The sequence below is a fragment of the Aliiroseovarius sp. M344 genome, assembly GCF_025140835.1.
In the GTDB taxonomy this organism is placed as follows: domain Bacteria; phylum Pseudomonadota; class Alphaproteobacteria; order Rhodobacterales; family Rhodobacteraceae; genus Aliiroseovarius.
This window is the reverse complement of the sequence record NZ_CP081153.1, coordinates 110,587-133,581: the sequence shown is the minus strand read 5'-3', so window position 1 is coordinate 133,581 and position 22,995 is coordinate 110,587. Positions and strand designations below refer to the sequence as shown.

Below are 22,995 nucleotides of genomic sequence, written 5' to 3'. Positions count from 1 at the left end.
CGCCAGATATTCAATATCAAAGCCGTTGTTAGACGATAACAGCCGGGCGTTATTGCCTGACTTTTACGCGCTGGCCCAAGTTTGGTGCATCTTCCACGCGTCCTTAGGGATGCATTGCTGAAAGGACACCTAATGAAACGCCATTCAACAACTTCACCTATCAAACTCGCACTTTGTGCAACGCTGGCGCTGGCCTTGTCGGTCGCGCCCGTTTCGGCGGGTAACAACAATTCCCGGTCTGATAGTCAGGATGCCACCACGGTCATTGGCATAATACTGGGATTGGCTACCATCGGTGCCATTCTTTCCAGCAAGAATGATTGGGAGTCTTACAAAGAGAAGCCGAAACATCCGCCCAAACGGGTGCATCGGGATCGCGTGCCCAAGCAATTGATCCTGCCGAAAAACTGCGTGCGCAACTACCGTACACAACAAGGCAACCGGACGCTGTTCAGCAATCGCTGCTTGAAACGTAACTTTGCATATTACGACAATCTGCCGCGCGCCTGTAAAACCAAGGTGGTCGCGCGCAACAAGCAAGGCACCTATGTCACGCGCAAAATCTTCCGTCCCCATTGCCTGACGAACCGCGGCTATCGCATGCAAAAATTTTATTAACCCAACATCGAGCAGCGGTGTGGCGTCCCCTAACCCCTCACACCGCTAAACTTGCGGGAGCTTCGGCTCCCGCCTTTTTTACTTGCGGGCGGGCGTGTGATCGGCGACGCAAGGACATGACCAAGCTAGTTCCCGATTTTAGTTTTGAAGCCTCCGCGCATGACCGCGGATTTCTGCGTGTCGCGGGCGTCGACGAGGTCGGGCGCGGGCCCCTCGCGGGGCCAGTGACTGCAGCGGCAGTTGTTTTGACTGTTGGCAACATTCCGAGCGGGCTGAACGATTCCAAGGCTTTGACTGCCAGGAAGCGCGAGGCCCTCTATGAGGTCATTCTGAATTGTGCTGACATTTCAATCGCCCATGCCAGCGTCGAAGAGATTGACGAGCTGAACATCCTACGGGCAAGCCATCTGGCGATGGAGCGTGCGGTTGCGGGGCTTACGAACCCGCCTGACCACCTGCTGATCGACGGCAATATGACGCCGCGCGGGCTGACCTGTTCGTCAGAGACAATCATCAAAGGCGATGCGCGATCTGTGTCGATTTCCGCAGCCTCGATTATCGCCAAAATCACCCGCGACCGGATCATGGTGGATTTGGCGCAACAGTTTCCCGGCTATGGGTGGGAGACGAACGCAGGATACCCGTCAAAAAGCCACAGGTTGGCACTTCAAAATCTTGGTGTGACCCCACACCATAGACGTTCGTTCAAGCCGGTGCACAATATCTTGTATCAACAAGAAAATGTAAGTGACTGATTCAAAAAAGAATTTGACGGCGATTCGCCTTTGACTCATGCTGACCTCATCAAAACGAGCGCAACAATGCGCCACTGATATGCGCAATTAGCGCAGGGTACATGAGGCAGAAATGACAACGAAAACCAAAACAAAAGCGGCTGTAGACCTGCCGCTGAACCAGATTATTGATGGTGACTGCATCGATGTGATGAACGGTCTGCCAGAAAACTCGGTCGATCTGATTTTCGCCGATCCGCCTTATAACCTGCAGTTAAAAGGCGACCTGCATCGCCCCGACAATTCCAAGGTGGACGCCGTTGACGACCATTGGGACCAGTTCGACAGCTTCAAAGCCTATGACCAGTTCACCCGCGCATGGCTGAAAGCCGCGCGACGTATTCTAAAGCCTGATGGCGCGATCTGGGTTATTGGGTCTTATCACAACGTCTTTCGCATGGGTGCCGAGCTTCAGAATCAAGGCTATTGGATCCTGAACGATGTTGTTTGGCGTAAGTCCAATCCAATGCCAAATTTCCGTGGCAAGCGCTTTACCAACGCCCATGAAACGATGATCTGGGCCTCGAAATCCGAGGGTGCGAAATACACGTTCAACTACGAAGCCCTGAAAGCGCTGAACGAAGGTATTCAGATGCGGTCGGATTGGGTTTTGCCAATCTGCACCGGGCACGAGCGTCTGAAAGACGATAATGGCGACAAAGCGCACCCAACGCAAAAACCCGAATCGCTTTTGCATCGCGTATTGGTCGGGTCGACCAGTCCGGGCGATGTGATCCTTGATCCCTTCTTCGGAACAGGCACCACGGGTGCTGTTGCGAAAATGCTGGGTCGCGATTTTATCGGCATTGAACGCGAAGAAGCGTATCGCAAGGTGGCCGAAAAGCGCATCTCGAAGGTTCGCAAGTTTGACAAAGAGGCGCTGACCACCACGCCTTCGAAACGCGCCGAACCGCGTGTGCCATTTGGCCAGCTGGTCGAACGTGGCATGCTGCGTCCGGGCGAGGTTCTGACCAGTCCGCGCGGCAAAACCGCAAAAGTCCGCGCCGATGGCACGTTGATTTCAGGAGAGGCCCGCGGGTCAATCCACCAAGTTGGCGCAGCATTGGAAAGCGCGCCCAGCTGCAACGGGTGGACCTATTGGTACTTCAAGCAGGACGGCAAGAAAGTCCCGATTGACTTGCTGCGGCAACAAATCCGCGCAGAGATGAACTAGATTCCAAGTTTTTGCAGGGCGCACGCACAAGTGCCCGCAATACGGTGTACCGCCGGTGCCTGTGGTCTGTTCCATGGCACTTTCAACTTGCCCCACCCTGCAAAGGGTGGGGTTTTTTCGATCAAATTGGTTCCCCACTTGCAGTACCAGCACAGTTTCGGGCAGGAGTAGACTATGTTGCCCATCTTCTATTCCTTCCGACGCTGCCCATACGCGATCCGTGCCCGCCTTGCTCTGGACAGCAGCGGTGTTCAGGTCGAACTGCGCGAAATCCTTTTACGCGACAAACCGCAGGCGTTTCTGGATGTCTCGCCTTCCGCAACCGTGCCCTGTCTTGTGACGCAGGATGGCGTGCTGGATGAAAGTCTCGACATCATGCGCTGGGCATTGGCGCAGAAAGATCCCGAGGGTCTTTGCAACATGCCAGCGGGCGGTTTTGCGTTGATAGAGACTTTTGATGGCCCCTTCAAAACCGCGCTTGATCTGACGAAATACGCCGTGCGCCACCCAGGCAGCGACCCCGAGGCGACACGCGCAGACGCAATGCGCATTTTGGCCGGGCTCGACGAACAGCTGCGCGATGGGTGGTTATATGGCAGCCGCCCATCGCTTGCCGATCTCGCCACCCTCCCCTTCGTTCGGCAGTTCGCAATGATCGACAAGGCGCGGTTCGATGCCGAGGCCACTCCGCGTATTTCTGCTTGGCTAGACACTTTTCTTGCCGGTGAGCGGCTGGCAAACGTGATGAAGAAACACGCACCTTGGCGGGACGGCGACGCAACGGTGGTTTTCCCTAACGCATCCCCGGCTTAGGTAGGGATCCGGCCTTATACGCGCTCCAATCCGTGATCTCGGGATAGTGCAGTTTGCGCCACGCGCGGACGCGTGGATTCATCACCCGACGCCATACAGGGGGGATCAACGCGGCAACTGTCATCACGGGATAGCCAAAAGGCAGCTGCGGTGCTTCGTTGTCAGGATAGGTCTGCAACAAAGGAAAGCGTCGCGCGGGTTTATAATGGTGGTCCGAATGTCGCTGCAAATTGATCAATAGCCAGTTCGACGCCTTGTGATCAGCGTTCCAGCTGTGATGCGGCATGACCCGTTCATATTTGCCGTCGCCAAGGTGTTTTCGGGTCAGGCCGTAATGCTCGACATAATTGGTCAGTTCCAACTGCCAAATTGCGACAAACGCCTGAAAAAGGAACAAAGCCAGCCCCAACCAACCGCCAATTATCACCGCGAGAATCATCGCAAGAAGCTGCAAGGCGCCATATCGCCAGAACGGGTTAGATCCATCGAACGCAGACAAACCGCGGCGCGCCAGCATCGATTTCTCAGCACTCCACGCAGACCCGGGAGACTCGCGCAGCACCCGAAAGAAATACCGGTGAAACCCCTCGTTGTATTTCGCCGTCACCGCATCGCGGGTTGTTCCGACATAAGGATGGTGAACCAAAAGATGTTCAGTACGGAAATGGCTATACAAGACCGTGGCCAGCAGCAGATCACCCAACCACCTCTCCAAACGGCTGGATTGGTGCATCAGCTCATGCGCATAAACGATACCGACTGATCCCGACAGCACGCCAACACCGAAGAACACCAGAAACTTCTCGACCGTGGACAGATGGTCAGCGCCAGTAACATACCAGATCATCCCGAAGATCATCACAAACTGAATGGGAAACCAAATCAGCGTGATCAGCCGATACCAGAACAGGTCATTTTCAGGTGTGTTAGGGTCTGCATTTTCGGGATATCGCCCGATTGCCGCGTCCAGCAACGCATATAGCCACCACGTTCCCAAAGGTGGAAGAAGCACATACCAACCGCCATTCATTGCGGCAATGCTGACCAAGATGGGCAACAGGATCGACACACCGAATGGAGCAGCGTTTGCGAAGCGCGAGATTTGTGATGCTGGAACCATAACGGTATCCTTTCTGTCCCCGTCAAAGATATAGCCCGCTCTGCCAAACGGCTCAATCCGGCAGGACGCTTGTCGCTGCGTCAAATGCCTTGCGCATGACCGTCGGAAGGTCTGTTCGGTGGATTTTCTGAAAAGACCCAATGGGTGTCGTTGCGCCTTTTGGCACTGACGCGACACGCAAGGAAAGCCTCAGGTGGAAGTGGGTAAACGTGTGCCGCACCTCGACCCCCGGGTCACGCCAGTCAGCCGCGATCGGCGGCGCATCTGTCGCGGCTTCGCCCCACTCTGCGCCGGGCCATCCCAGCATTCCCCCAAGCAATCCGGTGTCCGGTCGCCTTTCGGCAAGCCACAATCCGTCTTCTCGGCGCGCCAGATAAGCGATCCCATAACGCGTTGGTTTGGCAGTCTTCGGTTTGCGCACGGGGAGCGTTGCCTGAACACCAACGCTCCGTGCCTTACAGTTCGTCTTCCAAGGGCAGATGCCACAGTTAGGGGATTTTGGCGTGCAGATCGTCGCCCCCAAATCCATCACCGCCTGCGCATAATCGCCCGGTCGTACATCCGGCGTCAGGGTGGCGGCCGCGCGCTTTAGGTCGGGCTTGGCATCTGGCAAAGGTATTTCGATCTGAAATACCCGTGCCATGACGCGTTCGACATTTCCGTCGACGACGGTTTCGGGCAAATCATACGCAATCGCAGCGATCGCGGCGGATGTGTAAGGCCCAATGCCCGGCAGGTCTTCAAGCCCGGCGCGGGTATCAGGGAACCTGCCCCTGTCAGCCACAGTGCGAGCGCATTTCAGCAAATTGCGCGCGCGGGCATAATAGCCAAGCCCGGCCCATTCCCCCATGACACGATCATCTGGTGCGGCCGCTAACGCCTCAACACTCGGCCACAGGGTCATAAATCTGGTGAAATAGTCTCTCACCGCGGCAACAGTGGTCTGTTGCAGCATGATCTCGGACAGCCAGACGGCATAGGGATCCGGGATCACGCCAACCGCACGATCAGCTGGGCTGGTGCGCCAGGGAAGATCACGGGCGTAGGCATCATACCAAGCCAACAGATCGGCGGGTTTTGGCGCGTCACACAAGTGTTATCTCCTATCACCGCTTTGCACTGGCATAGCATTCTCAACCGCATAGAATAGGTGCAAATTCGGGATGTGCCAGACGTGAGTCAGCCAGATAAAAAAGTTCAGCGCCGAAGGAAGGGGTTTGAGAGGACATCAAGCCTACTGTCCACACGCATCCGCAAGACGGGTGAAACGCGTGGATTTGCTGTGACCCGCGTGCTGACCCATTGGGCCGAGATTGTGGGTGACGCCACAGCAGCCATCGCCAAGCCGGTCGAGGTTTCTTATGCCCGTGGCGGCATGGGGGCGACCTTAACCGTGCTGACCACAGGCGCACAGGCCCCAATGCTTGAGATGCAGAAAGATCAGCTGCGCGAAAAGGTGAACGCCGCCTATGGATATAACGCGATTGCACGCGTAAAGATCACCCAAACCGCGCCAACAGGCTTTGCCGAAGGGCAGGCACAGTTCACGCCCGCCCCGAAGCACATACCCGTAGTAGACGAGAAAACCTGCGCGCGCGCGGTTGAGGCTACCGCAGATGTTGCCGACCAAGGCCTGCGCGACGCACTTGAGAAACTGGCGCAGAACGTGCTGATGAAACAAAAACGATAGAGGCTGAGACATATCATGACCCGTATCCTTCCCATTCTGCTTGCCGCTGTGCTTTTGATCGGCGGCGGCGCCTATTACATGAGCCAGAACAATGGCTCGGTGCCCGGTATTTCGGTCGCAGAGGCACAAGACTCCAATGCTGATGTTGAGTTTGCCCCCGACATGGTTCTAGGTGACGAAAACGCGCCTTTGACGGTTATAGAATATGCCTCGTTCACGTGTCCGCATTGTGCCAACTTCCACAGCACTGTCTTTAAAGACCTGAAAAAGAATTACATCGATACGGGTAAAGTGAAGTTCGTTCATCGCGAAGTTTACTTTGACCGCTTTGGTCTGTGGGCCGGGCTGATCGCGCGATGCGGTGGCGACACGCGATATTTTGGTCTGACGGGCATGATTTACGACGGTCAGAAAGAATGGATCGGCGATGGCGACCCGTCGCTCATCCTGGACAACTTGCGCAAAATCGGCCGCACTGCCGGCATGGCAGATGATCAGATGGACGCCTGCTTGCAGGACGAAGGGATGGCCCAAAGCATGGTGGCGGCTTACCAGCACAACGCGACCGAAGACGGGATCAACGCAACCCCATCCTTTGTCATCGATGGCGAGACTTATTCGAACATGTCATATGACGAATTTGCTAAGCTGATTGACGAAAAACTGGGTAGCTAACACCTTGGGCTGGAGCTTGTTAGACAGGCTCTAGCCCAGCCCAATCCGCGCCAGTTCTGCGTCTAACAGAGACCAATCCGACAACTCTAGCCGAACTGGAACAGCCAGCACATTCCGTTTGAATGCGTCGGGCAGCCGGACTGCGTCTTTTTCGGTGGTAACAAGTTGCGCGTTCAACGTTGCTGCTTCCGTTTCTAACCGTTTCATAAGTGCGTCAGTCAGCGGTTGGTGGTCGGCCAACGCTTCAGCCCGAAGAACATTGGCTCCCAAACTTCTTACCGTGGCAAAGAACTTCTCGGGCAAGCCGATTCCGGCAAAAGCTAAGACATTCATACCCTGCCAATCCATGCCTGTCTGAAGCGGCACAAGACGACCGGTCGCGTGCGGGACGGTAATCGTTGCTGACCACTCCTTGGCAAATCGCGCCTGCGCAGCATCGGGTCCGATGGACAGCAACAGGTCAGCCCGTCTTAACCCCGTCGCGACGGGTTCACGCAATGGCCCGGCCGGAATACACCGCGCATTGCCAAACCCTTTGACCGCATCGACCACAACAATCGACAAGGTTTTCTGAACTGCCGGATTTTGAAACCCGTCATCCATCAAGATTACGTCGGCACCGGCGGCTTCAGCGGCTTTCACACCCTCAGCCCGATCGCGTGCGACCCAAACCTTGGTGAAAGCAGCCATCAACAAAGGCTCATCGCCAACATCGCTCGCTTTGTGGGCTCGCTCGTTAACCTGTGCTGGCCCGTCCATTGCGCCCTTGTGCCCGCGTGACACGATATGCACGTCGTGGCCCTGCGCTAACAAGCGTTGCGCAAGTGCGATCGTGGTCGGGGTCTTGCCCGTGCCACCCGCGTTGATATTCCCAACACAGATTACAGGTACTTTTGCCCGGTATGCGTGGTCCCTGGCAACGCGCCTTGCCGTCGCCGCGCCATAGGCCCAGCCCAAAGGCGCTAAGACACGAGCGCGCCAGTTGGGATGCGCGGGTGGGGTAAACCAAAACTGGGGTGTTTTCATCGACCCCCCTATTCCGCGCTCTTCGACAGCGCTTCCGTCAATTTCTGACGCAGCAGATCGCTTACCTCGGCACCGCTGGTCGTCACATCCCAAGCTGCCATTGCCATTTTGGCGGCTTCTTCTGGCGACAACAGGTGCTCAACCGCTTTGGTCAGGCTTGCCTCATCGCTAATTTTGGTCGCCGCGCCCGAGGCTTCGAGCCTCCGATAGGATTCGTAATATCCATTCACGTTTGGCCCGAACAACACGACCGATCCAAGCGCCGCAGGTTCAAGCGGGTTCAGCTCGGTTCCGACTCCCATGCTTCCGCCTGCATAGGTGATCGGAGCGAGATGCATCCACAAACCAGATTCGCCCTCTTGATCGGCAATAAATATCTGAATGTCCGGCGTGGGGTCTTCATCCCGTGACCGACAGGCGACCCCCCAACCTTCTGCTTCCAGTTCCTGTGCCAGGACCACACCGCGACTCACATCGCGGGGCTCAATGATCAAAAGCAGTCGATGCGATCTACGTACCAATTGCTTATGGGCGGAAAGTAGCGCCTGTTCCTCGACCTCACAAACACCTGAGGCAAGCCAAACGGGTCGCGCAGCCAGTTTTGCGGCAACAGCGTCCCGTTCAGCCATGTTACAATTTGGTGGAACCACTTGTATTTGAAGTGGGCCAGAGGTCACGACTTGACTTGCGGCCGCACCGAACTTGCGCAGTTCACGTGCAGCTTCATCGTTTTCAGCCAGAATAGTGTCAAATCCTGTCAGGATAGATTTGATCGATCCGGGCAGCCAGCGCCATTGGCTCTGCGCCTCTTTCGGCACATGAGCATTGACCCAATGCGCCGGAATTTTCCGCTCAAACACTGCAGGCAGAAGGGTAACATCAAGCTTATCATCCATCCAAAGCAGCACATCGGGCTGCCAATGCTCCAGAAAAGCGGCGACTGGAGCCGGCGCGGAGTAAGGCGAATATTGATGGATAAAATTGGGGCCTTGTGGTGGTGCACCGTCATAATGGGTGGTCGATATGAGGACGTTCAAGTCTTCATGATCATTCTGAATGTATTGAACAAGGCCCAGAACCTTCTCTAACGCATCCAACCTTTGCAGATGTATCCACACCAGTTGCCCTGCAGGCCGCTGGGCCAGATCCCGCCCCAATCTCTCGTTTCCGCGCGTTGGGTGCTCTGTGCCATCCTCGACGCCGCGTCGCAAACGACGTTCCAGCCCCGCGGCGCCCTGCATGTTTTGCAGGCCCCGGAACAGTGAGATTCCGATAGGCGGCATTGTTGCTGCACTTCCTCATTCCGCGATGCGTTGGCCGCTCGCATTTTTATAGAACCAGAATATGGCAAGTTTTGATTTGTGGAAAGGGTCAGTCGAACCATTCGTCAGCAGCAAGCATCTTTGTTGCGGCGACGATACGATCAAAACTGTCACGCGCACGCTGAACGCTGTGGCGGGCCCGCAAATATCCGTGCACCAATCCCGGCTCGCTATGCCAATGCGCTTTGCCACCGGCAGCTTGGATTGCGTCGCGATAGTCGCGCCCATCATCCGCAAGCGGGTCACACTCAGCGGTAATAATGACGGTTGGAGGAAGGTTTGAGAAATCGGCGTCCACCAACGGCGCAGCAGTCGGATCCTGTTTCGGCGCCGCGCCACCAAATCTGACCTGTTCATAAAATTCCAGGTCTTCCAAAGTCAGCATCGGTGCGTGTGCATGATCGCTGTATGATCCACGTGTCATATCGCCGCCAAGGCCAGGATAGATCAGCACTTGCCCTTTGAATTTCATCGTTCCTCGACTGGCTTGCGCAACAGCTGCTGCAAGGTTTCCGCCGGCGCTGTCCCCCGCCAAGATACAGGAGTTGGGCCAAGTTAGAGCCACATATGACGCCGCCTCCATCGCATCTTCGAAAGCTGCCGGATGAGAAAATTCGGGACTCAATCGATAATCGACACTCACCACCCGCGCGCCGGTTCGGTCGCACAATTCGGCACAGACATCATCGTGGCTTTCCAGCCCGCCAACGACGAACCCACCACCGTGATAGTAAATGACCGTGATTTTAGGTGATCCGCTTTCGTAGATTCGAACAGGCACAGTTCCAGCGCGATCATCACGGGCGGTCACGCTGTCCGGATACCCGGCATGAAAGGACCGGCACATTTCATCATACACGGCCCGCTGAGCGGGGATGTCTGCCGACACCGCATCCGGCGGGTAGCAGCTTTCGGTTTTGCGAATAAAAGCCCAGGTCTCGGCGTCAATTAACGTGTCATAATCCATGGCCGGAAACGCTAATGTGCCGGGTGTGCCTTGGCAAGATACTGGCTGCTTGCCGGAATTCTGTCCTTTCTGGCCCTAAACCCATCGCTAACTGGACCTACCGCATGCAAGGGCTGGCTGTTTGGGTCTTGGAACCAGAAAAATGTGGTAAACATCTCGTTCCACCACGATAATTTGTCTTTGTAAAAAGACCTCGCGACAGGGCCCTCAGGTAAATGACCAAGCCGGAAAACATCCAGATTGATACCTCGCCTTCCGTGTCGGACGAGGTGCGCAAGACGACGTGCTATATGTGTGCCTGCCGTTGCGGGATTAATGTGCACATGAAGGACGGGCAGGTGGCCTATATCGAAGGCAACCGTGATCATCCTGTGAACAAGGGGGTGCTGTGCGGCAAAGGGTCTGCCGGGATCATGCAGCATTACGCTCCGTCGCGGCTGCGTGCACCCCTGAAACGAGTCGGTCCACGCGGGTCAGGAGAGTTCGAGGAAATCAGCTGGGACGAGGCGCTGGGCCTTGCCGCTGACTGGCTTGGGCCTTTGCGAGAAACCGACCCAAAACGCATGGCGTTTTTCACCGGGCGGGACCAAAGCCAAAGCTTCACATCATGGTTCGCGCAGGCCTATGGCACACCGAATTACGCGGCGCATGGCGGCTTTTGTTCGGTGAACATGGCCGCCGCCGGCATCTATACGATGGGCGGCGCGTTTTGGGAGTTTGGGCAGCCCGACTGGGATCGCACCAAGATGTTCATGCTGTTCGGTGTCGCCGAAGACCACGACAGCAACCCCATCAAGATCGGTTTGGGCAAGTTGAAAGAGCGTGGCGCGAAGATCATTGGCGTGAACCCGATCCGATCCGGCTATAACGCCATTGCGGATGAGTGGGTTGGGATCACGCCGGGCACCGACGGCTTGTTCATTCTGGCTTTGATCCACGAGTTGTTGCGCGCGGGCAAGGTCGATTTGGCCTACTTGTCGCGCTACACCAATGCAGGCTTCATTGTCATAGAAGAGCCTAATTCGCCTGAAAATGGCCTTTTCCTGCGTGGGAAGAACGGCAAGCCACAGGTTATCTGCCGCGTGACCGGGAAGCTTGCGGATTATGACGCGCCGGGCGTTTTACCCGATTTGGCGGGCAGCTACCGGCACGGCGGCGTAAGCCATCGCCCGGTGTTCCAACTGCTGGCTGAGCGCTATATGTCAGGGGACTATGCGCCTGATGCAGTGGCAGAACAGACAGGTGTTTCGGCAGAACGCATCCGTTCGATCGCGGCGGAGTTGGCGCGCGTGGCGTTCGAGGAAGAGATCGTGCTCGACCAGCCGTGGACCGATTGGAAGGGCCAGAAGCACGATAAAATGATTGGGCGCCCGGTCAGCTTCCACGCGATGCGGGGCATCTCGGCGCACTCGAACGGGTTCCAGACCTGCCGCGCGCTGCATATGCTGCAAATCCTGCTGGGCTCGGTCGAGGTGCCAGGTGGATTCCGGTTCAAACCGCCCTATCCCAAGCCGCCCGAGGCGCATCCGAAGCCACATGCAGGTGTTACGCCCGGACAGCCGCTCGATGGTCCGCATTTGGGTTATCCAATGGGGCCTGAGCATCTGCTGCTAGATGATGCCGGCAACGCCAAGCGCATCGACAAAGCATTCACGTGGGAAAATCCGATGTCGGCGCATGGGCTGATGCATATGGTGATTTCGAATGCCCACGCAGGCGATCCGTACAAGATCGATACGCTGTTTCTGTATATGGCGAACATGGCATGGAACTCGTCGATGAATTCGTCCGAAGTCATGCGCATGCTGACCGACAAGGATGACGATGGAAACTATGTCATTCCCCACATCATCTATTCCGATGCTTACAGTTCAGAGATGGTTGCCTATGCGGATCTAATACTGCCGGACACAACCTATCTTGAGCGTCACGACTGTATCAGTTTGCTGGACCGCCCGATCTGCGAGGCCGACGGCGCGGCAGATGCGATCCGCTGGCCGGTGGTGGAACCTGATCGGGATGTGCGCGGGTTTCAGACCGTGTTGATCCAACTGGGCGCGAAACTGGGGCTCCCGGGTTTCGTAACTGAAGACGGGTCTGCGAAGTTCAAAGACTACGCCGATTATCTGGTGAATCATGAACGCCGCCCGGGTGTTGGCCCACTGGCAGGTTGGCGCGGTAAAGACGGAACCGGGAAAGGTCGAGGAGAGCCTAATCCAGCCCAAATAGACAAGTATATTGAAAACGGCGGCTTCTGGGTCGACCACATCCCAACCGAAGCGAGTTTCTATAAACCTTGGAACAAAGCCTATCAGGAATGGGCCGTGGCACGCGGCATTTTCGACGCCGAAGCGCCCTATGTGTTCAACATCTATGTTGAGCCAATGCGGAAATTCCAACTGGCCGCTGAAGGTCACGGCGATATCCAGCCACCCGATCATCTGCGCGCCCGGATCGCGCAAACCATGGACCCGCTGCCCATCTGGTATCCGCCCTTCGAGGACTCGAATGTCGACCCTGACGAGTATCCAATTCATGCGCTGACTCAGCGTCCAATGCATATGTATCATTCCTGGGGATCGCAAAACGCGTGGCTGCGGCAGATTACGGGCAAAAATTTCCTGTATCTGCCCACCGATCTCTGGACCAAGCACGGCTTTGCCGATGGCGACTATGCACAAGTTACGTCGGCCCACGGATCAATCACCGTGCCGGTCGCCCATCACGCGAGCCTGAACCCAAAGACCGTTTGGACATGGAACGCGATCGGCAAACGCAAAGGCGCATGGGCATTGGATGAGGCCGCTCCCGAAGCGACCGAAGGTTTTCTTCTGAACCACCTGATTCACGAACTTCAACCACCAAAGGGCGACGGGCTCAGATGGGCAAATTCTGACCCCGTCACGGGGCAGGCCGCATGGTTCGATCTGCGCGTAAAGATCAAGAAAGCAGACCCTAAACCTGCTGAAAGCCAGCCTGCGCACCCGCCGATTAAGTCACCGGTCGGCAAAGGCCCAAGCATTGTTGCGAGGAAGATCTGATGACTGCACTTCCTGAAAAGACCAACAAAAAGCTGGGGCTGGTCATTGATCTGGACACCTGTGTCGGCTGCCAAGGTTGCGTGACGGCTTGTAAGGGCTGGAACACGCAGAACTATGGTGCGCCGCTGTCTGACACCGATCCCTATGGGGCGGATCCGGGCGGCGCGTTCCTGAACCGTGTCTTCTCGTACGAGGCGCAGGCAGAAGGCAAAGCAGCGCAAACCGTTCACATGCCAAGGTCCTGCCTGCACTGTGATGACGCGCCTTGCGTCACGGTTTGCCCGACTGGCGCGAGCTATAAGCGTGAAGAAGACGGCATCGTTCTGGTGAACGAGGATCGCTGTATCGGGTGCGGCCTGTGCGCCTGGGCTTGTCCTTACGGCGCGCGTGAATTGGACCGCGACGCCGGCGTGATGAAGAAATGCACTCTTTGCGTAGATCGCATTTACAACGAAAACTTGCCGGAAGAGGACCGCGTGCCAGCCTGCGTGCGCACCTGTCCGTCCGGTGCGCGCCACTTTGGTGACTTCAGTGACCCGGACAGCGACGTCTCGAAGCTTGTCGCCGAACGCGGCGGGTATGACCTGATGCCTGATCTGGGGACCAAACCCACCAACAAATACTTGCCGCCGTGCCCCAAAGATACATTGAACACACAGCCGCTTGACGTGGTGGCAGACGAGGCTAAGGGGTTCCTTGGTTGGCTCGATAAAGCGCTTGAGAAGCTCTGACGGAGGAAACGGATGCATCCTGCACCCAGTGTTATTATTTTCACCACGCTGTCGGGGCTTGGTTTCGGGCTGTTTTTCTGGCTGGGCCTTGGCTTTCCAGAGGTCATCAGATCAACCTTGTTCGCATTCTTTGTGATCGCCTATGCGCTGTCATGCACAGGGTTGATCGCGTCAACGTTTCACCTTGGGAACAAAATGAACGCGATCTATGCGTTCAGCCAATGGCGTACCAGCTGGCTAAGTCGGGAAGGTATTGCTGCGGTGGTCACATTGATCCTGTTTGCGATTGTTGCCGCGCTGCGTATTTTCCTTGGTGCAGAAATGTCGATTTCTGGTGCATTAGGCTCTTTCTTTGCTCTGGTGACCGTGTTCACAACCTCGATGATCTATGGCCAGTTGAAGACCATACGTCGCTGGAACCAACCGCTCACGCCAGTCTTGTTTTTGCTGCACGCGCTGGGCGGAGGCGCGCTTCTGGCAGGCGAGGTCAAGATTGCGGGTTGGCTTCTTCTGGCCCTGACGATTGTGTTTCTGGCGTCGTGGAAAATCGGTGATCAGCGGGCTGCTTCACGAGGCACCACAGGCGACGCGACCGGCCTTGCCCATCTGGGCGATGTTCGGATGCTGGAAAGCGGCCACACCGCACGCAATTATGTGATGGACGAGATGGTTTACCGGGTCGCGCGCAAACATGCTGAGAAGCTGAGGATCATCGCAGTCGTGCTTGCCGGCGCGTTGCCTGCTGCCATCCTGCTTCTGACCTCTCCTGGGCACGTCACGGCGTTCTTCGCTTTGGCGCTTCACCTTGTGGGCGTCGTCGTTGGGCGTTGGCTGTTTTTCGCTGAGGCTGAACATGTCGTTGGTCTGTATCACGGACATTGATCGGTCTTTCCATTGAACCCGGACCTCTCTGGGCCTATCAGAGGGGAAACGGACAATGAGGGCAGATATGGCCAACCATCTTTACAAGCGCGACTTACCTGATGGGCTGGACCTTGGTCCCATCGTAGCAATCGACTGCGAAACGATGGGGTTAAATCCACACCGTGACCGCCTATGCGTTGTTCAGCTGTCGTCAGGCGACGGCAATGCTCATCTTGTACAGGTTGAGAAGGGTCAAACCAGCGCGCCCAATCTTGAGCGGTTGCTGACCGACCCAGACGTGCTGAAGCTTTTTCACTTCGGACGTTTTGATATCGCTGCAATGCTGAACGCATTTGGCGTCGTTACCGCGCCAGTCTATTGCACCAAAATCGCGTCCAAACTGATCCGCACTTACACTGATCGGCACGGGTTAAAAAACTTGCTGGAGCAACTCCTGAAGATCGACATCTCAAAGCAGCAACAGATGAGCGATTGGGGCGCAGAAGAGCTGACCGCTGCGCAGTTGGACTATGCTGCGTCTGACGTTCTTTACCTGCACCGCCTGCGGGACGATTTGAACCAGCGGCTGGATCGGGAGGGCCGAACCGAAATGGCACAGGCCTGTTTTGACTTTCTGCCGATGCGCGCCCAGCTTGATCTGGCGGGCTGGCCCGAGATTGACATTTTCAGCCACTAAGTGAGGCAACTCCTGTAATTCGCGCTTCTTTCGCTTGGATCAGCAGGATCAGTGCCTAAGTAACGAACGTAACGAAGTGATTTCAGGGGTCGCATGGACCGCTCAGACAACAGTTATTCGCGCTTTATCTCATGGTTGAAGGTTCTTCTGCCTGTCAGTGCGCTTGCGCTTTTGTCCACGATGTTTCTGGTTTCGAAGTCCGTAGATCCAACCACCTCATTGACCTATGCCCGTGTCAATTTGGAGGAGCTGACCGGCGACCAGCGCATCGACAGTCCGCGGTTTTCCAGCGTGACCGAAGATGGCGCGGCCATTACTTTTTCAGCAAAAAGTGCTGTGCCGGATCCAAACCAAACAAATGTCTTCACGGCGGAAGTGCTGTCCGCCCGGATCGAAACACCAGACGGGGGCGCCGTCGACATTGATGCAGCCAAAGCATTGATAGACGGGACGTCGAATATTGTTGATCTGTCCGGCGGGGTCACGCTGGTCACCTCGACCAACTATGAGATCGCAACAAAGGGTTTGACCACCGCGATGGACACAACCTTTGCCAAAAGCAGCGGCCCCGTCGAAGCGAGAGGCCCAATGGGCCACATCTTCGCGGGGCGGGCAGAACTGACGCGGCAGGGGAATGACAACACCACCTATCTTCTTGTTTTCAAAGAAGGTGTAAAACTGATATATGAGCCCCAGACAGAGGGGGAAGAGAAGTGATGAACTGCGCGCGTATCGCAGCCTGCTTGCTGGCGCTAAGCCTGCCGATCGTGGCACATGCTCAGGCCCAGGTTGCCTTTGGCGGTCTGAAACATGACAGCACCCTTCCAGTGGAAATCGCAGCCGATCAGCTGAATGTTGATCAGGCTGACGGGTCGGCCACGTTTATCGGCAATGTTCAGATCGGTCAGGGCAGCATGCGCTTGTCGGCGGGCAAGGTTAGGGTCGAATACTCGACCGGGTCGGGCGCGACGGGCGAGATTTCGCGCCTGCTGGCATCCGAGGGTGTAACGCTGGTCAATGGCGCTGAAGCAGCGGAATCGCGCGAAGCGGTCTACACTATCTCAAGCGGTGTGATTGTGATGACAGGAGGCGTGATCCTGACACAGGGACAGAACGCGCTGTCATCTGAAAAATTGACCGTCAACCTTCAGTCGGGCACTGGAACGATGGATGGGCGTGTGAAGTCGATTATCCAGACGGGCGCAGACTGATGACAGATGCACCTGATCTAACGGTCGAGAACGGCGATGCCGGCTTACGCATAATTGGATTGCGCAAAAGCTATCGCAAGAAACCGGTGATCCGCGAAGTGAACCTTGAACTGCACCGTGGCGAAGTTGTTGCTCTGCTGGGTCCAAACGGCTGCGGGAAGACCACGACATTCTACGCCATCGCTGGATTGATCACCCCGGAAGCTGGGCAGGTTTTGATAGATGGGCGCGATGTAACGCTGCTGCCGATGTATCGCCGAGCGAAATACGGTATCGGCTATCTGCCGCAGGAAATGTCGATTTTCCGTGGCATGTCAGTCGAAGATAACATTCTGGCCATTCTGGAAATTTCCACCCCCGACCGCCACAAACGTCGCGAACGGCTGGAAGAGCTGCTGAACGAGTTTTCGATCAGCCACTTGCGACGCGCGCCAGCGCTGGCGCTGTCGGGTGGTGAACGTCGCCGAGTCGAAATCGCCCGTCTTTTGGCGTCAGACCCAAAATACTTGCTGCTTGACGAGCCCTTCGCCGGGGTGGATCCAATTGCTGTTGGTGAAATCAGAACTCTGGTGCATGACTTGAAAGATCGTGGCATCGGTGTGCTGATCACGGATCACAACGTGCGCGAAACGCTCGAGATTGTGGACCGCGCCTATATCCTGCATGACGGGCATGTTTTGATGAGCGGCACAACCGACGAAGTTGTGCGCGATGAAAACGTCCGCCGGGTCTATCTGGGGCAGAATTTCTCGATCAAATAGAGAAATCGCGCTGTCATATGGTTGACAATCCCCTGCGACTCGTCGCCAAATGAAGGCAATGCATCAACACTTGATCTTTCGTTCCGACCGCCTCAGACAAGGGGCATATGCGATGGATTGCCCAAGCGAGATTGGGCGGGAAAGGTTGTGTAAGTCACTTACAACACTAGATAAAAATAATGGGATTTCAAACCTTACCCGCTTGGGAAAGGTGTCTTGGGGCCTGCAAATACCATAGGAGGTATGGATGCAATATCAAATCAGTGGCAAGCAAATCGACATTGGTGAGGCACTTCAGGTTCATGTGAAAGATGAACTTAGTGGGGTGGTTCAAAAATATGCTGAACGGCCGACCAGCGCGCAGGTGATTTTTTCAAAAAGCGCACATGAATATGTGTGTGAAACAATAGTGCACCTGTCCACTGGGTTGACCGCACAAGCAAAAGGCACTGCGACCGAGATTTATGCGGCATTCGATAATTGCGCTGATAAAATGGAGAAGCAGCTGCGTCGCTATAAGCGCCGACTGAAAGATCACCATAAGGATCGTGTCGACCCTGTTGAAGTTTTCGGCGGAGCCTCGTATATCCTCGCCTCAGAAGAAGGTCAGGACGAAGCGGACGACGCAACACTGCAGCCCATGATCATCGCCGAAATGGAGACACGGATCCCGTCGCTCTCGGTTGGTGAAGCTGTAATGCAGATGGAACTTGCGCATGCGCCCGTCTTGGTTTTTCGCAACGAGAAAACCGAGGGGATGAATGTGGTCTACCGCCGTGATGACGGCAATGTGGGCTGGATCGACCCCCAAAACGCAGTGTAAACCTCCCACCCACTGGTGGGTGGGGAAAGTTTTTGGCGATGGATCTTTCGAGCATTCTCCTGCCGTCGGCCGTTAAGGTCGTATCGACAGTGACCTCCAAGAAACGCCTGTTTCAGGACCTTGGGGATATTGTGATGGAATGCTACGGCATCAACGGCGGCGACGCGTTCGCCGCCCTCCAACAACGCGAAACCCTGGGGCCCACTGGTGTGGGCCGCGGGGTGGCTTTGCCACATGCTCGCTTGCCCGGCCTAGACAAAGTTGTCGGCTGTTTCATCCGTGTTGAACAGCCGTTTGATTTTAGCGCCGTGGACAAACAACCTGTTGATTTGGTTTTTGCCCTGTTCGCACCCGAGGGATCGGGTGTGGACCACCTGAAGGCGCTGGCGCTGGTGTCGCGTACGATGCGTGACGCGTCAATTTGCACGAAACTTCGGGCCAACACGGATTCAACGACGCTTCACGCACTTCTGACGGATAGCCTGTCGAACAAAGCGGCCTGATCGCTCGCTATTGCTCTTTACCCCACGGCCGAAATCCAAACATTAAATAGTCGCGCTGATAGATTTTGCGCACAGTGGCCTCGATGTCGTCGGTATAGACCTCTGACAGCGGGAATGGCGCGTCTAACGGCGCGTCAGGCAGCTGTGGTGCCGCACTGACGCCGAGTTGGGAAAGTAGGTGATCCAGTTCGGCAGGCAATTGATCCTCCCGCAAGATGTGGTCGGGCAGTGCGAAACCGGCAAAGCCATTTATTGTTTCGGCCTGCGAGGCCCAGCTGGGATCGACAGCAATCCCTGTCTGGCCACTTAGGGTCTTGGCAATGAAGCCAGTGAAGCTTTGAAAGGCAGTCTGGTGCGCCAGCAGCGACCAAGGCGCTTCTGCATCGTCTGGTAAAGCGACACCGTAATTTTCGCGGAGCGCGTGTTTCAGATCCCAATTGGGGTCATCCTCTCGAACAACCAGAAGATCGCAGAAAGCAGCGTGCAACCTCGCGACGGGATGGCGAAGCACCGTGAAGCTGCGGTGCGTTTTGTGTTGCCGCTTCCACTGCCGAAGTGTCCGTTGCGAAAAGTCCCGAACCAACGGACCCGCGGCGCTCATCCAATCGGTCAGTTGTTGGGTCGGGCCGCCTGCAATCGGCAGAAACACCAACTGCAAAGCGTCTGACGCCAGATAGGTTTTCAGGGCAGGGGGGCGGCTTGGCTCAAAGTTGGGCAGCTTGTGCAGATCGAAAACGTCAATGCGTCCAACCGTCGAGGTCAGAAGCTCGAACTTCTTGACCTTGTCGGACAAAGGTTCAGGATTCTGTTTCTTATAGGTGCCGGCAAATTCGGTAATTTCGGTTGTTTCGCCCAGGTACTTTGCCAGCCCATTAACGACGCCCAACTTCTGCGCATCTTCATAGTCGATATAGAACGCCGTCTGACCAGACCGCTGCAAACGGTCTTTGATTTTCAGCTGAAAGCTCTTGATCCGATAGAACAGTTTCTCGAACTCATCGGGTATAAAACGCGCTTGTCGTTTGCGCGCGTCGGTCACATCGCTCAGCTGCCATTGATCGGTCGCCATCGCAATTCTGCGCGATACATAAGCTTCTACCATGTTGCGTGTCAGAACAATCTTTGCGCAGCGCGGGTCATCAATCAGCGCTTCAAAAACCCGAGGATCGTGATCGTGGAAAAACCGAAAGCCGGGCAGAGTATCTGTTTCTAACTTCATGCATTCGAGCAGTGCCATAGGATCGGCATCGCGCATCGGTACGGTGACGCCAAACAGCTCTTCCGTCTTTGGGGTCACCATGAAATATGGGTTAAACGCCTCGCCATAACACTTGAGGCCCGGGAAGAGGTCCAGATTGCTTTCCAAAAAATTGGACCCCGTCCGCATCTCAGCAAATATTATGAAACAATCGAACGGGCCAGTCATGTGCTCATTTCACCAGATACGGTTTGCGCTGAATGCGGGTTGTGGGGACAAGGTCATGCCCTGCCGGGAAATCACCCATAAGATAAGGATGCATACCTTGGTTCTTCAGATCCTGCAGAAACTGCCCAAAGCCTTGAAGGGGTTTCATTTTGGGAAGGCTGGTCAGGCGGGTGGCGGTGCGGGGACCAATATCATCCACGACGGCCTGCAAAGGTTCGGCCGGGTTCAGCACAAAATCCGCCAGTGACCAGACATGCGTACGCGCGCGCGCGAAGCTGGATCGCAACGCGGTAAGGTGGTCGCTCTCGATCTTTTGCAGGCGCGCAGCCTCACGTCGGATATCGGAAAAATCTTCATTGGAGTGAAACAGCTTCACAGCCCACGCACCAGACACAACATAAATGCGCGCGTTCGGGTCTTTGGCCATAACCCAAGACACGTCCTGATTGTCACGTGGCCCAAATTGAAAGCACTGGCGCTCGCCGCGAGTGCTCCAGATCAGATTGGTCAGAAAAGATTTGGCATTATAATCCCGCAATGTAGCTGAATCGCTCAAGGCCCCAAAAAAATTTGTCGCGCTGCCTGCAAAATGGACCTTATCCTCTGCGAAAATATGTCCATGAACGCGGGCGCTGACCGTGTCCGACAGCCAGCTTTCAAAGTCATCAAACAGCTCTGAAAACCCTTCTAGAACGGTGTAACGAGCCGCTGTCACGTTGCCTTCATAACCTTCCCGCGGGAACCGGCTTGGCATATACAGGCCGGATCTGCCCTTGGTCCGCCGCTCGATCGCTTTTGTGAAAATGCGGTCGATTTTGCCGGGGTTTGGCTCTGCTCCGGTCAAGACTTCATGTTTGTCCGACAGAAAGCTCTCATACAACTTGTCGGCGTGACGCCACGCTTTACGCGCCACAAAACAATCTGACCGACGCAACAATTGAAGATGATCATCATAAAAGATGTGCGGCTTGCCCTGAAAATCGAACTTCGACAGGGTCAGCGACCGGCTTTCTATCCGGTTAGAATGGCGGCGGGCCAACGTCTGATAATAGCTTTCATCAGGAATCCAGACCCGTTTGAAATATCTATCATATTCAAGTCGGTTTGGGTCCTTCAGGATCGCCGACAGTGTTTTTCGCGTGAGACACCACCATTGGCTTCCCAAATGCGGTACAATCCCCTCCGGTATGCTGCGTTTGAAACCAAGGCGGCGCTGGATTTCGACATAACGGTCAAATAGACGCCGGTGACGCTTCCACGAAAACGGAAAACGCAGGGTGAACCGTTCGATGTCCAGCCCACCGATGGTCCACGGCACGTCTTCGGTCGTCACGCTTTCAATAAAGTCAGTCTGAGGGCGGTGGCCTAGATACGCCAGCATCTCAGAAACCGGACGTAACGGCAGACAGCTGCCCGACGCGAGCATGATGTGGCGCACCTCCGGGAAGGCCTTCAACATCAGTTCGGATGCGGTTTGGCTGGCGGCCACCAAAGACCACCTTCCCCATTCACAATGTCGGCGCTCGCAAAATCGAACATTGTCCAGATCGCTCATGGCCGCCACAAAATCGGTATAGTCTTTGCCCGTCACACAATCATCAACGTGGATCACCACGGGGCACCCATGTGTCGCCCAATGGCGCACCAGTTGTTCGGCCCGATCGAGTGCGTCGTGCACCAGCATGACGATCCCTAAACTCATGCCCAGTTCCCCTTAGACATAAGGCCCAACATCTCAAGCTGGCGCCAGTTCAGGTACTTTTCGCTCCAGTTACACCACAGATCCGTGTCTTCCTTAGTCCCGCTGTGATAGGCGCGATACTCATAGCTGTTTGCATAGTGCTGGCCGCGCTTCAACTCCTCGGCCGACTTCGCGCCGAACGTGTCCAGGAACTTTGCGTGCAGCAGGCAACCTGACGCCTTTTCTCCGCCCCATTGGTCATACACCAAGTTCAACCCTCGCGGCAGAAGCGCGTGCGTTGAGCTGACATAGGCATAGTTTTTGTCCCATTTGACCAACGGGATTTTGTTCAACGCCGGGGCTTTTATCGGGTTGTCGCGGAAGAACGCGCGGGCGCGCGGCCCACCCTGAATCCAGAGGTTCCCGTATTTTGGATTCTTCGTGATGGTATAGTTGCCACTATCAAACCAGTTAGCAATTTCGAACGGGTTTTGACCCGCCAGATACGACGCAGAGCTTATCGCCCCCTTTGGGTACATATCCAGCAGCATGGCGCCAAACGAACGGACATGCGATGAATCCAACCAGTCCGTCAGCGCCCGCAAAGGCCGCGTGTCGCAGAAAGGGTAAACCAGAAATTCGTCCGGATCGACCACCAAGGTCCAGTGACCATGCGCATATTTGCGTTGCAGCCAGCCAATCCAATTCACTCCAAAATCTGCGTTTTTATAGCTGGCATTTGTGGTCCAAAGCGAAACATCAGGCTGGTCAGCAAGGTATTCGCGGCCGCCATCATCTGACCCGTTATCGACCATGAAGAAATGGTTCACGCCAAGGTCACGGTAGTACTTAAGAAAATAGGGCAGGCGGATGCATTCGTTACGGATCGCTGAGAAGGCCAGAATGTCGTCTGGCCTGACCAAATCTGTGCGGTTTGCAACCTCTGCCAACTCGCGGCGCTTGCGCAAAGCCCGAAAGTGACATTGCTTGCGTTTCAGCCGCAGTCGGTATGATGTCCAAGCGCCCAACGCTATCCTCTTATCTGACCGGTATCACGC

General features: G+C 55.7%; 23 protein-coding genes. 15 read left to right on the top strand and 8 right to left on the bottom strand.

Annotation, left to right across the window (positions count from 1 at the left end; all coding sequences use genetic code 11):
• The first annotated feature begins 132 nt into the window (after positions 1 to 132).
• From K3556_RS00660 to K3556_RS00645, 4 genes are all read left to right on the top strand, one after another.
• Positions 133 to 618 carry a hypothetical protein gene (locus K3556_RS00660; RefSeq protein WP_260517817.1) on the top strand — a complete coding sequence of 162 codons (486 nt, stop codon included), beginning with the start codon at positions 133 to 135 and terminating at the stop codon, positions 616 to 618.
• Positions 619 to 734: 116 nt separating this feature from the next.
• The gene (locus tag K3556_RS00655; protein WP_260517816.1) at positions 735 to 1,373 is read left to right on the top strand and encodes a ribonuclease HII; all 639 of its coding nucleotides are present in this window, start codon (positions 735 to 737) and stop codon (positions 1,371 to 1,373) included.
• A 112-nt stretch (positions 1,374 to 1,485) separates the two neighbouring features.
• On the top strand, positions 1,486 to 2,586 hold the full coding sequence (locus K3556_RS00650) for a site-specific DNA-methyltransferase (RefSeq protein ID WP_260517815.1): 1,101 nt from the start codon (positions 1,486 to 1,488) through the stop codon (positions 2,584 to 2,586).
• A gap of 174 nt (positions 2,587 to 2,760) precedes the next feature.
• Positions 2,761 to 3,399, top strand: coding sequence for a glutathione S-transferase (locus K3556_RS00645; protein ID WP_260517814.1), 639 nt, complete (start codon positions 2,761 to 2,763; stop codon positions 3,397 to 3,399).
• On the opposite strand, the gene K3556_RS00640 is transcribed toward K3556_RS00645, so the two are convergent.
• Both K3556_RS00640 and K3556_RS00635 read right to left on the bottom strand, forming a co-directional pair.
• A complete protein-coding gene (locus tag K3556_RS00640; RefSeq protein ID WP_260517813.1) occupies positions 3,380 to 4,519 on the bottom strand; it encodes an alkane 1-monooxygenase in 1,140 nt (379 codons plus the stop codon). The two genes, K3556_RS00645 and K3556_RS00640, sit on opposite strands and share 20 nt — an antisense overlap.
• Before the next feature lie 52 nt (positions 4,520 to 4,571).
• Positions 4,572 to 5,612 (bottom strand): A/G-specific adenine glycosylase, encoded by a 1,041-nt coding sequence (locus tag K3556_RS00635; protein WP_260517812.1) that lies wholly within the window; start codon positions 5,610 to 5,612, stop codon positions 4,572 to 4,574.
• A gap of 81 nt (positions 5,613 to 5,693) precedes the next feature.
• Between K3556_RS00635 and K3556_RS00630 the strand changes: the two genes are divergently transcribed.
• Positions 5,694 to 6,209 (top strand): DUF721 domain-containing protein, encoded by a 516-nt coding sequence (locus K3556_RS00630; protein WP_260517811.1) that lies wholly within the window; start codon positions 5,694 to 5,696, stop codon positions 6,207 to 6,209.
• A 15-nt stretch (positions 6,210 to 6,224) separates the two neighbouring features.
• Positions 6,225 to 6,884: a DsbA family protein gene (locus K3556_RS00625; protein WP_260517810.1), complete on the top strand. Its 660-nt coding sequence runs from the start codon at positions 6,225 to 6,227 to the stop codon at positions 6,882 to 6,884.
• Between the two features lie 30 nt (positions 6,885 to 6,914).
• Here the strand turns inward: K3556_RS00625 and lpxK are convergent, their stop codons facing one another.
• The 3 genes from lpxK to K3556_RS00610 all read right to left on the bottom strand — a co-directional run bounded on the left by lpxK (position 6,915) and on the right by K3556_RS00610 (position 10,199).
• Positions 6,915 to 7,910 (bottom strand): tetraacyldisaccharide 4'-kinase, encoded by a 996-nt coding sequence (gene lpxK, locus K3556_RS00620; protein ID WP_260517809.1) that lies wholly within the window; start codon positions 7,908 to 7,910, stop codon positions 6,915 to 6,917.
• A gap of 8 nt (positions 7,911 to 7,918) precedes the next feature.
• Complete coding sequence (locus tag K3556_RS00615; protein ID WP_260517808.1) at positions 7,919 to 9,193, bottom strand: 3-deoxy-D-manno-octulosonic acid transferase; 1,275 nt, start codon at positions 9,191 to 9,193, stop codon at positions 7,919 to 7,921.
• Between the two features lie 88 nt (positions 9,194 to 9,281).
• Positions 9,282 to 10,199: an alpha/beta hydrolase gene (locus K3556_RS00610; protein WP_260517807.1), complete on the bottom strand. Its 918-nt coding sequence runs from the start codon at positions 10,197 to 10,199 to the stop codon at positions 9,282 to 9,284.
• Between the two features lie 215 nt (positions 10,200 to 10,414).
• Between K3556_RS00610 and K3556_RS00605 the strand changes: the two genes are divergently transcribed.
• From K3556_RS00605 to K3556_RS00565, 9 genes are all read left to right on the top strand, one after another.
• Positions 10,415 to 13,240, top strand: a complete 2,826-nt coding sequence (locus K3556_RS00605; RefSeq protein WP_260517806.1) for a molybdopterin oxidoreductase family protein — start codon at positions 10,415 to 10,417, stop codon at positions 13,238 to 13,240.
• Positions 13,240 to 13,971: a 4Fe-4S dicluster domain-containing protein gene (locus K3556_RS00600; RefSeq protein ID WP_260517805.1), complete on the top strand. Its 732-nt coding sequence runs from the start codon at positions 13,240 to 13,242 to the stop codon at positions 13,969 to 13,971. The genes K3556_RS00605 and K3556_RS00600 overlap by 1 nt, the downstream gene beginning before the upstream one ends.
• A gap of 12 nt (positions 13,972 to 13,983) precedes the next feature.
• Positions 13,984 to 14,853, top strand: a complete 870-nt coding sequence (locus K3556_RS00595; RefSeq protein WP_260517804.1) for a dimethyl sulfoxide reductase anchor subunit family protein — start codon at positions 13,984 to 13,986, stop codon at positions 14,851 to 14,853.
• Between the two features lie 67 nt (positions 14,854 to 14,920).
• Positions 14,921 to 15,532, top strand: a complete 612-nt coding sequence (locus K3556_RS00590; RefSeq protein ID WP_260517803.1) for a ribonuclease D — start codon at positions 14,921 to 14,923, stop codon at positions 15,530 to 15,532.
• A gap of 93 nt (positions 15,533 to 15,625) precedes the next feature.
• Positions 15,626 to 16,249, top strand: coding sequence for an LPS export ABC transporter periplasmic protein LptC (gene lptC / locus K3556_RS00585; RefSeq protein WP_260517802.1), 624 nt, complete (start codon positions 15,626 to 15,628; stop codon positions 16,247 to 16,249).
• The gene (locus tag K3556_RS00580) at positions 16,249 to 16,743 is read left to right on the top strand and encodes an LptA/OstA family protein (RefSeq protein ID WP_260517801.1); all 495 of its coding nucleotides are present in this window, start codon (positions 16,249 to 16,251) and stop codon (positions 16,741 to 16,743) included. The genes lptC and K3556_RS00580 overlap by 1 nt, the downstream gene beginning before the upstream one ends.
• A complete protein-coding gene (gene lptB, locus K3556_RS00575; RefSeq protein WP_260517800.1) occupies positions 16,743 to 17,504 on the top strand; it encodes an LPS export ABC transporter ATP-binding protein in 762 nt (253 codons plus the stop codon). Before K3556_RS00580 ends, lptB begins: the two co-directional genes overlap by 1 nt.
• 247 nt (positions 17,505 to 17,751) lie before the next feature.
• Positions 17,752 to 18,327: a ribosome hibernation-promoting factor, HPF/YfiA family gene (hpf, locus tag K3556_RS00570; RefSeq protein ID WP_260517799.1), complete on the top strand. Its 576-nt coding sequence runs from the start codon at positions 17,752 to 17,754 to the stop codon at positions 18,325 to 18,327.
• A gap of 38 nt (positions 18,328 to 18,365) precedes the next feature.
• Positions 18,366 to 18,830, top strand: a complete 465-nt coding sequence (locus K3556_RS00565; RefSeq protein WP_260517798.1) for a PTS sugar transporter subunit IIA — start codon at positions 18,366 to 18,368, stop codon at positions 18,828 to 18,830.
• Between the two features lie 7 nt (positions 18,831 to 18,837).
• On the opposite strand, the gene K3556_RS00560 is transcribed toward K3556_RS00565, so the two are convergent.
• From K3556_RS00560 to K3556_RS00550, 3 genes are all read right to left on the bottom strand, one after another.
• Positions 18,838 to 20,130, bottom strand: coding sequence for a sulfotransferase family 2 domain-containing protein (locus K3556_RS00560; RefSeq protein ID WP_260517797.1), 1,293 nt, complete (start codon positions 20,128 to 20,130; stop codon positions 18,838 to 18,840).
• A 130-nt stretch (positions 20,131 to 20,260) separates the two neighbouring features.
• Positions 20,261 to 21,958 carry a beta-1,6-N-acetylglucosaminyltransferase gene (locus K3556_RS00555; RefSeq protein ID WP_260517796.1) on the bottom strand — a complete coding sequence of 566 codons (1,698 nt, stop codon included), beginning with the start codon at positions 21,956 to 21,958 and terminating at the stop codon, positions 20,261 to 20,263.
• The gene (locus K3556_RS00550; protein ID WP_260517795.1) at positions 21,955 to 22,965 is read right to left on the bottom strand and encodes a glycosyltransferase family 2 protein; all 1,011 of its coding nucleotides are present in this window, start codon (positions 22,963 to 22,965) and stop codon (positions 21,955 to 21,957) included. Before K3556_RS00550 ends, K3556_RS00555 begins: the two co-directional genes overlap by 4 nt.
• Positions 22,966 to 22,995: the final 30 nt, after the last annotated feature.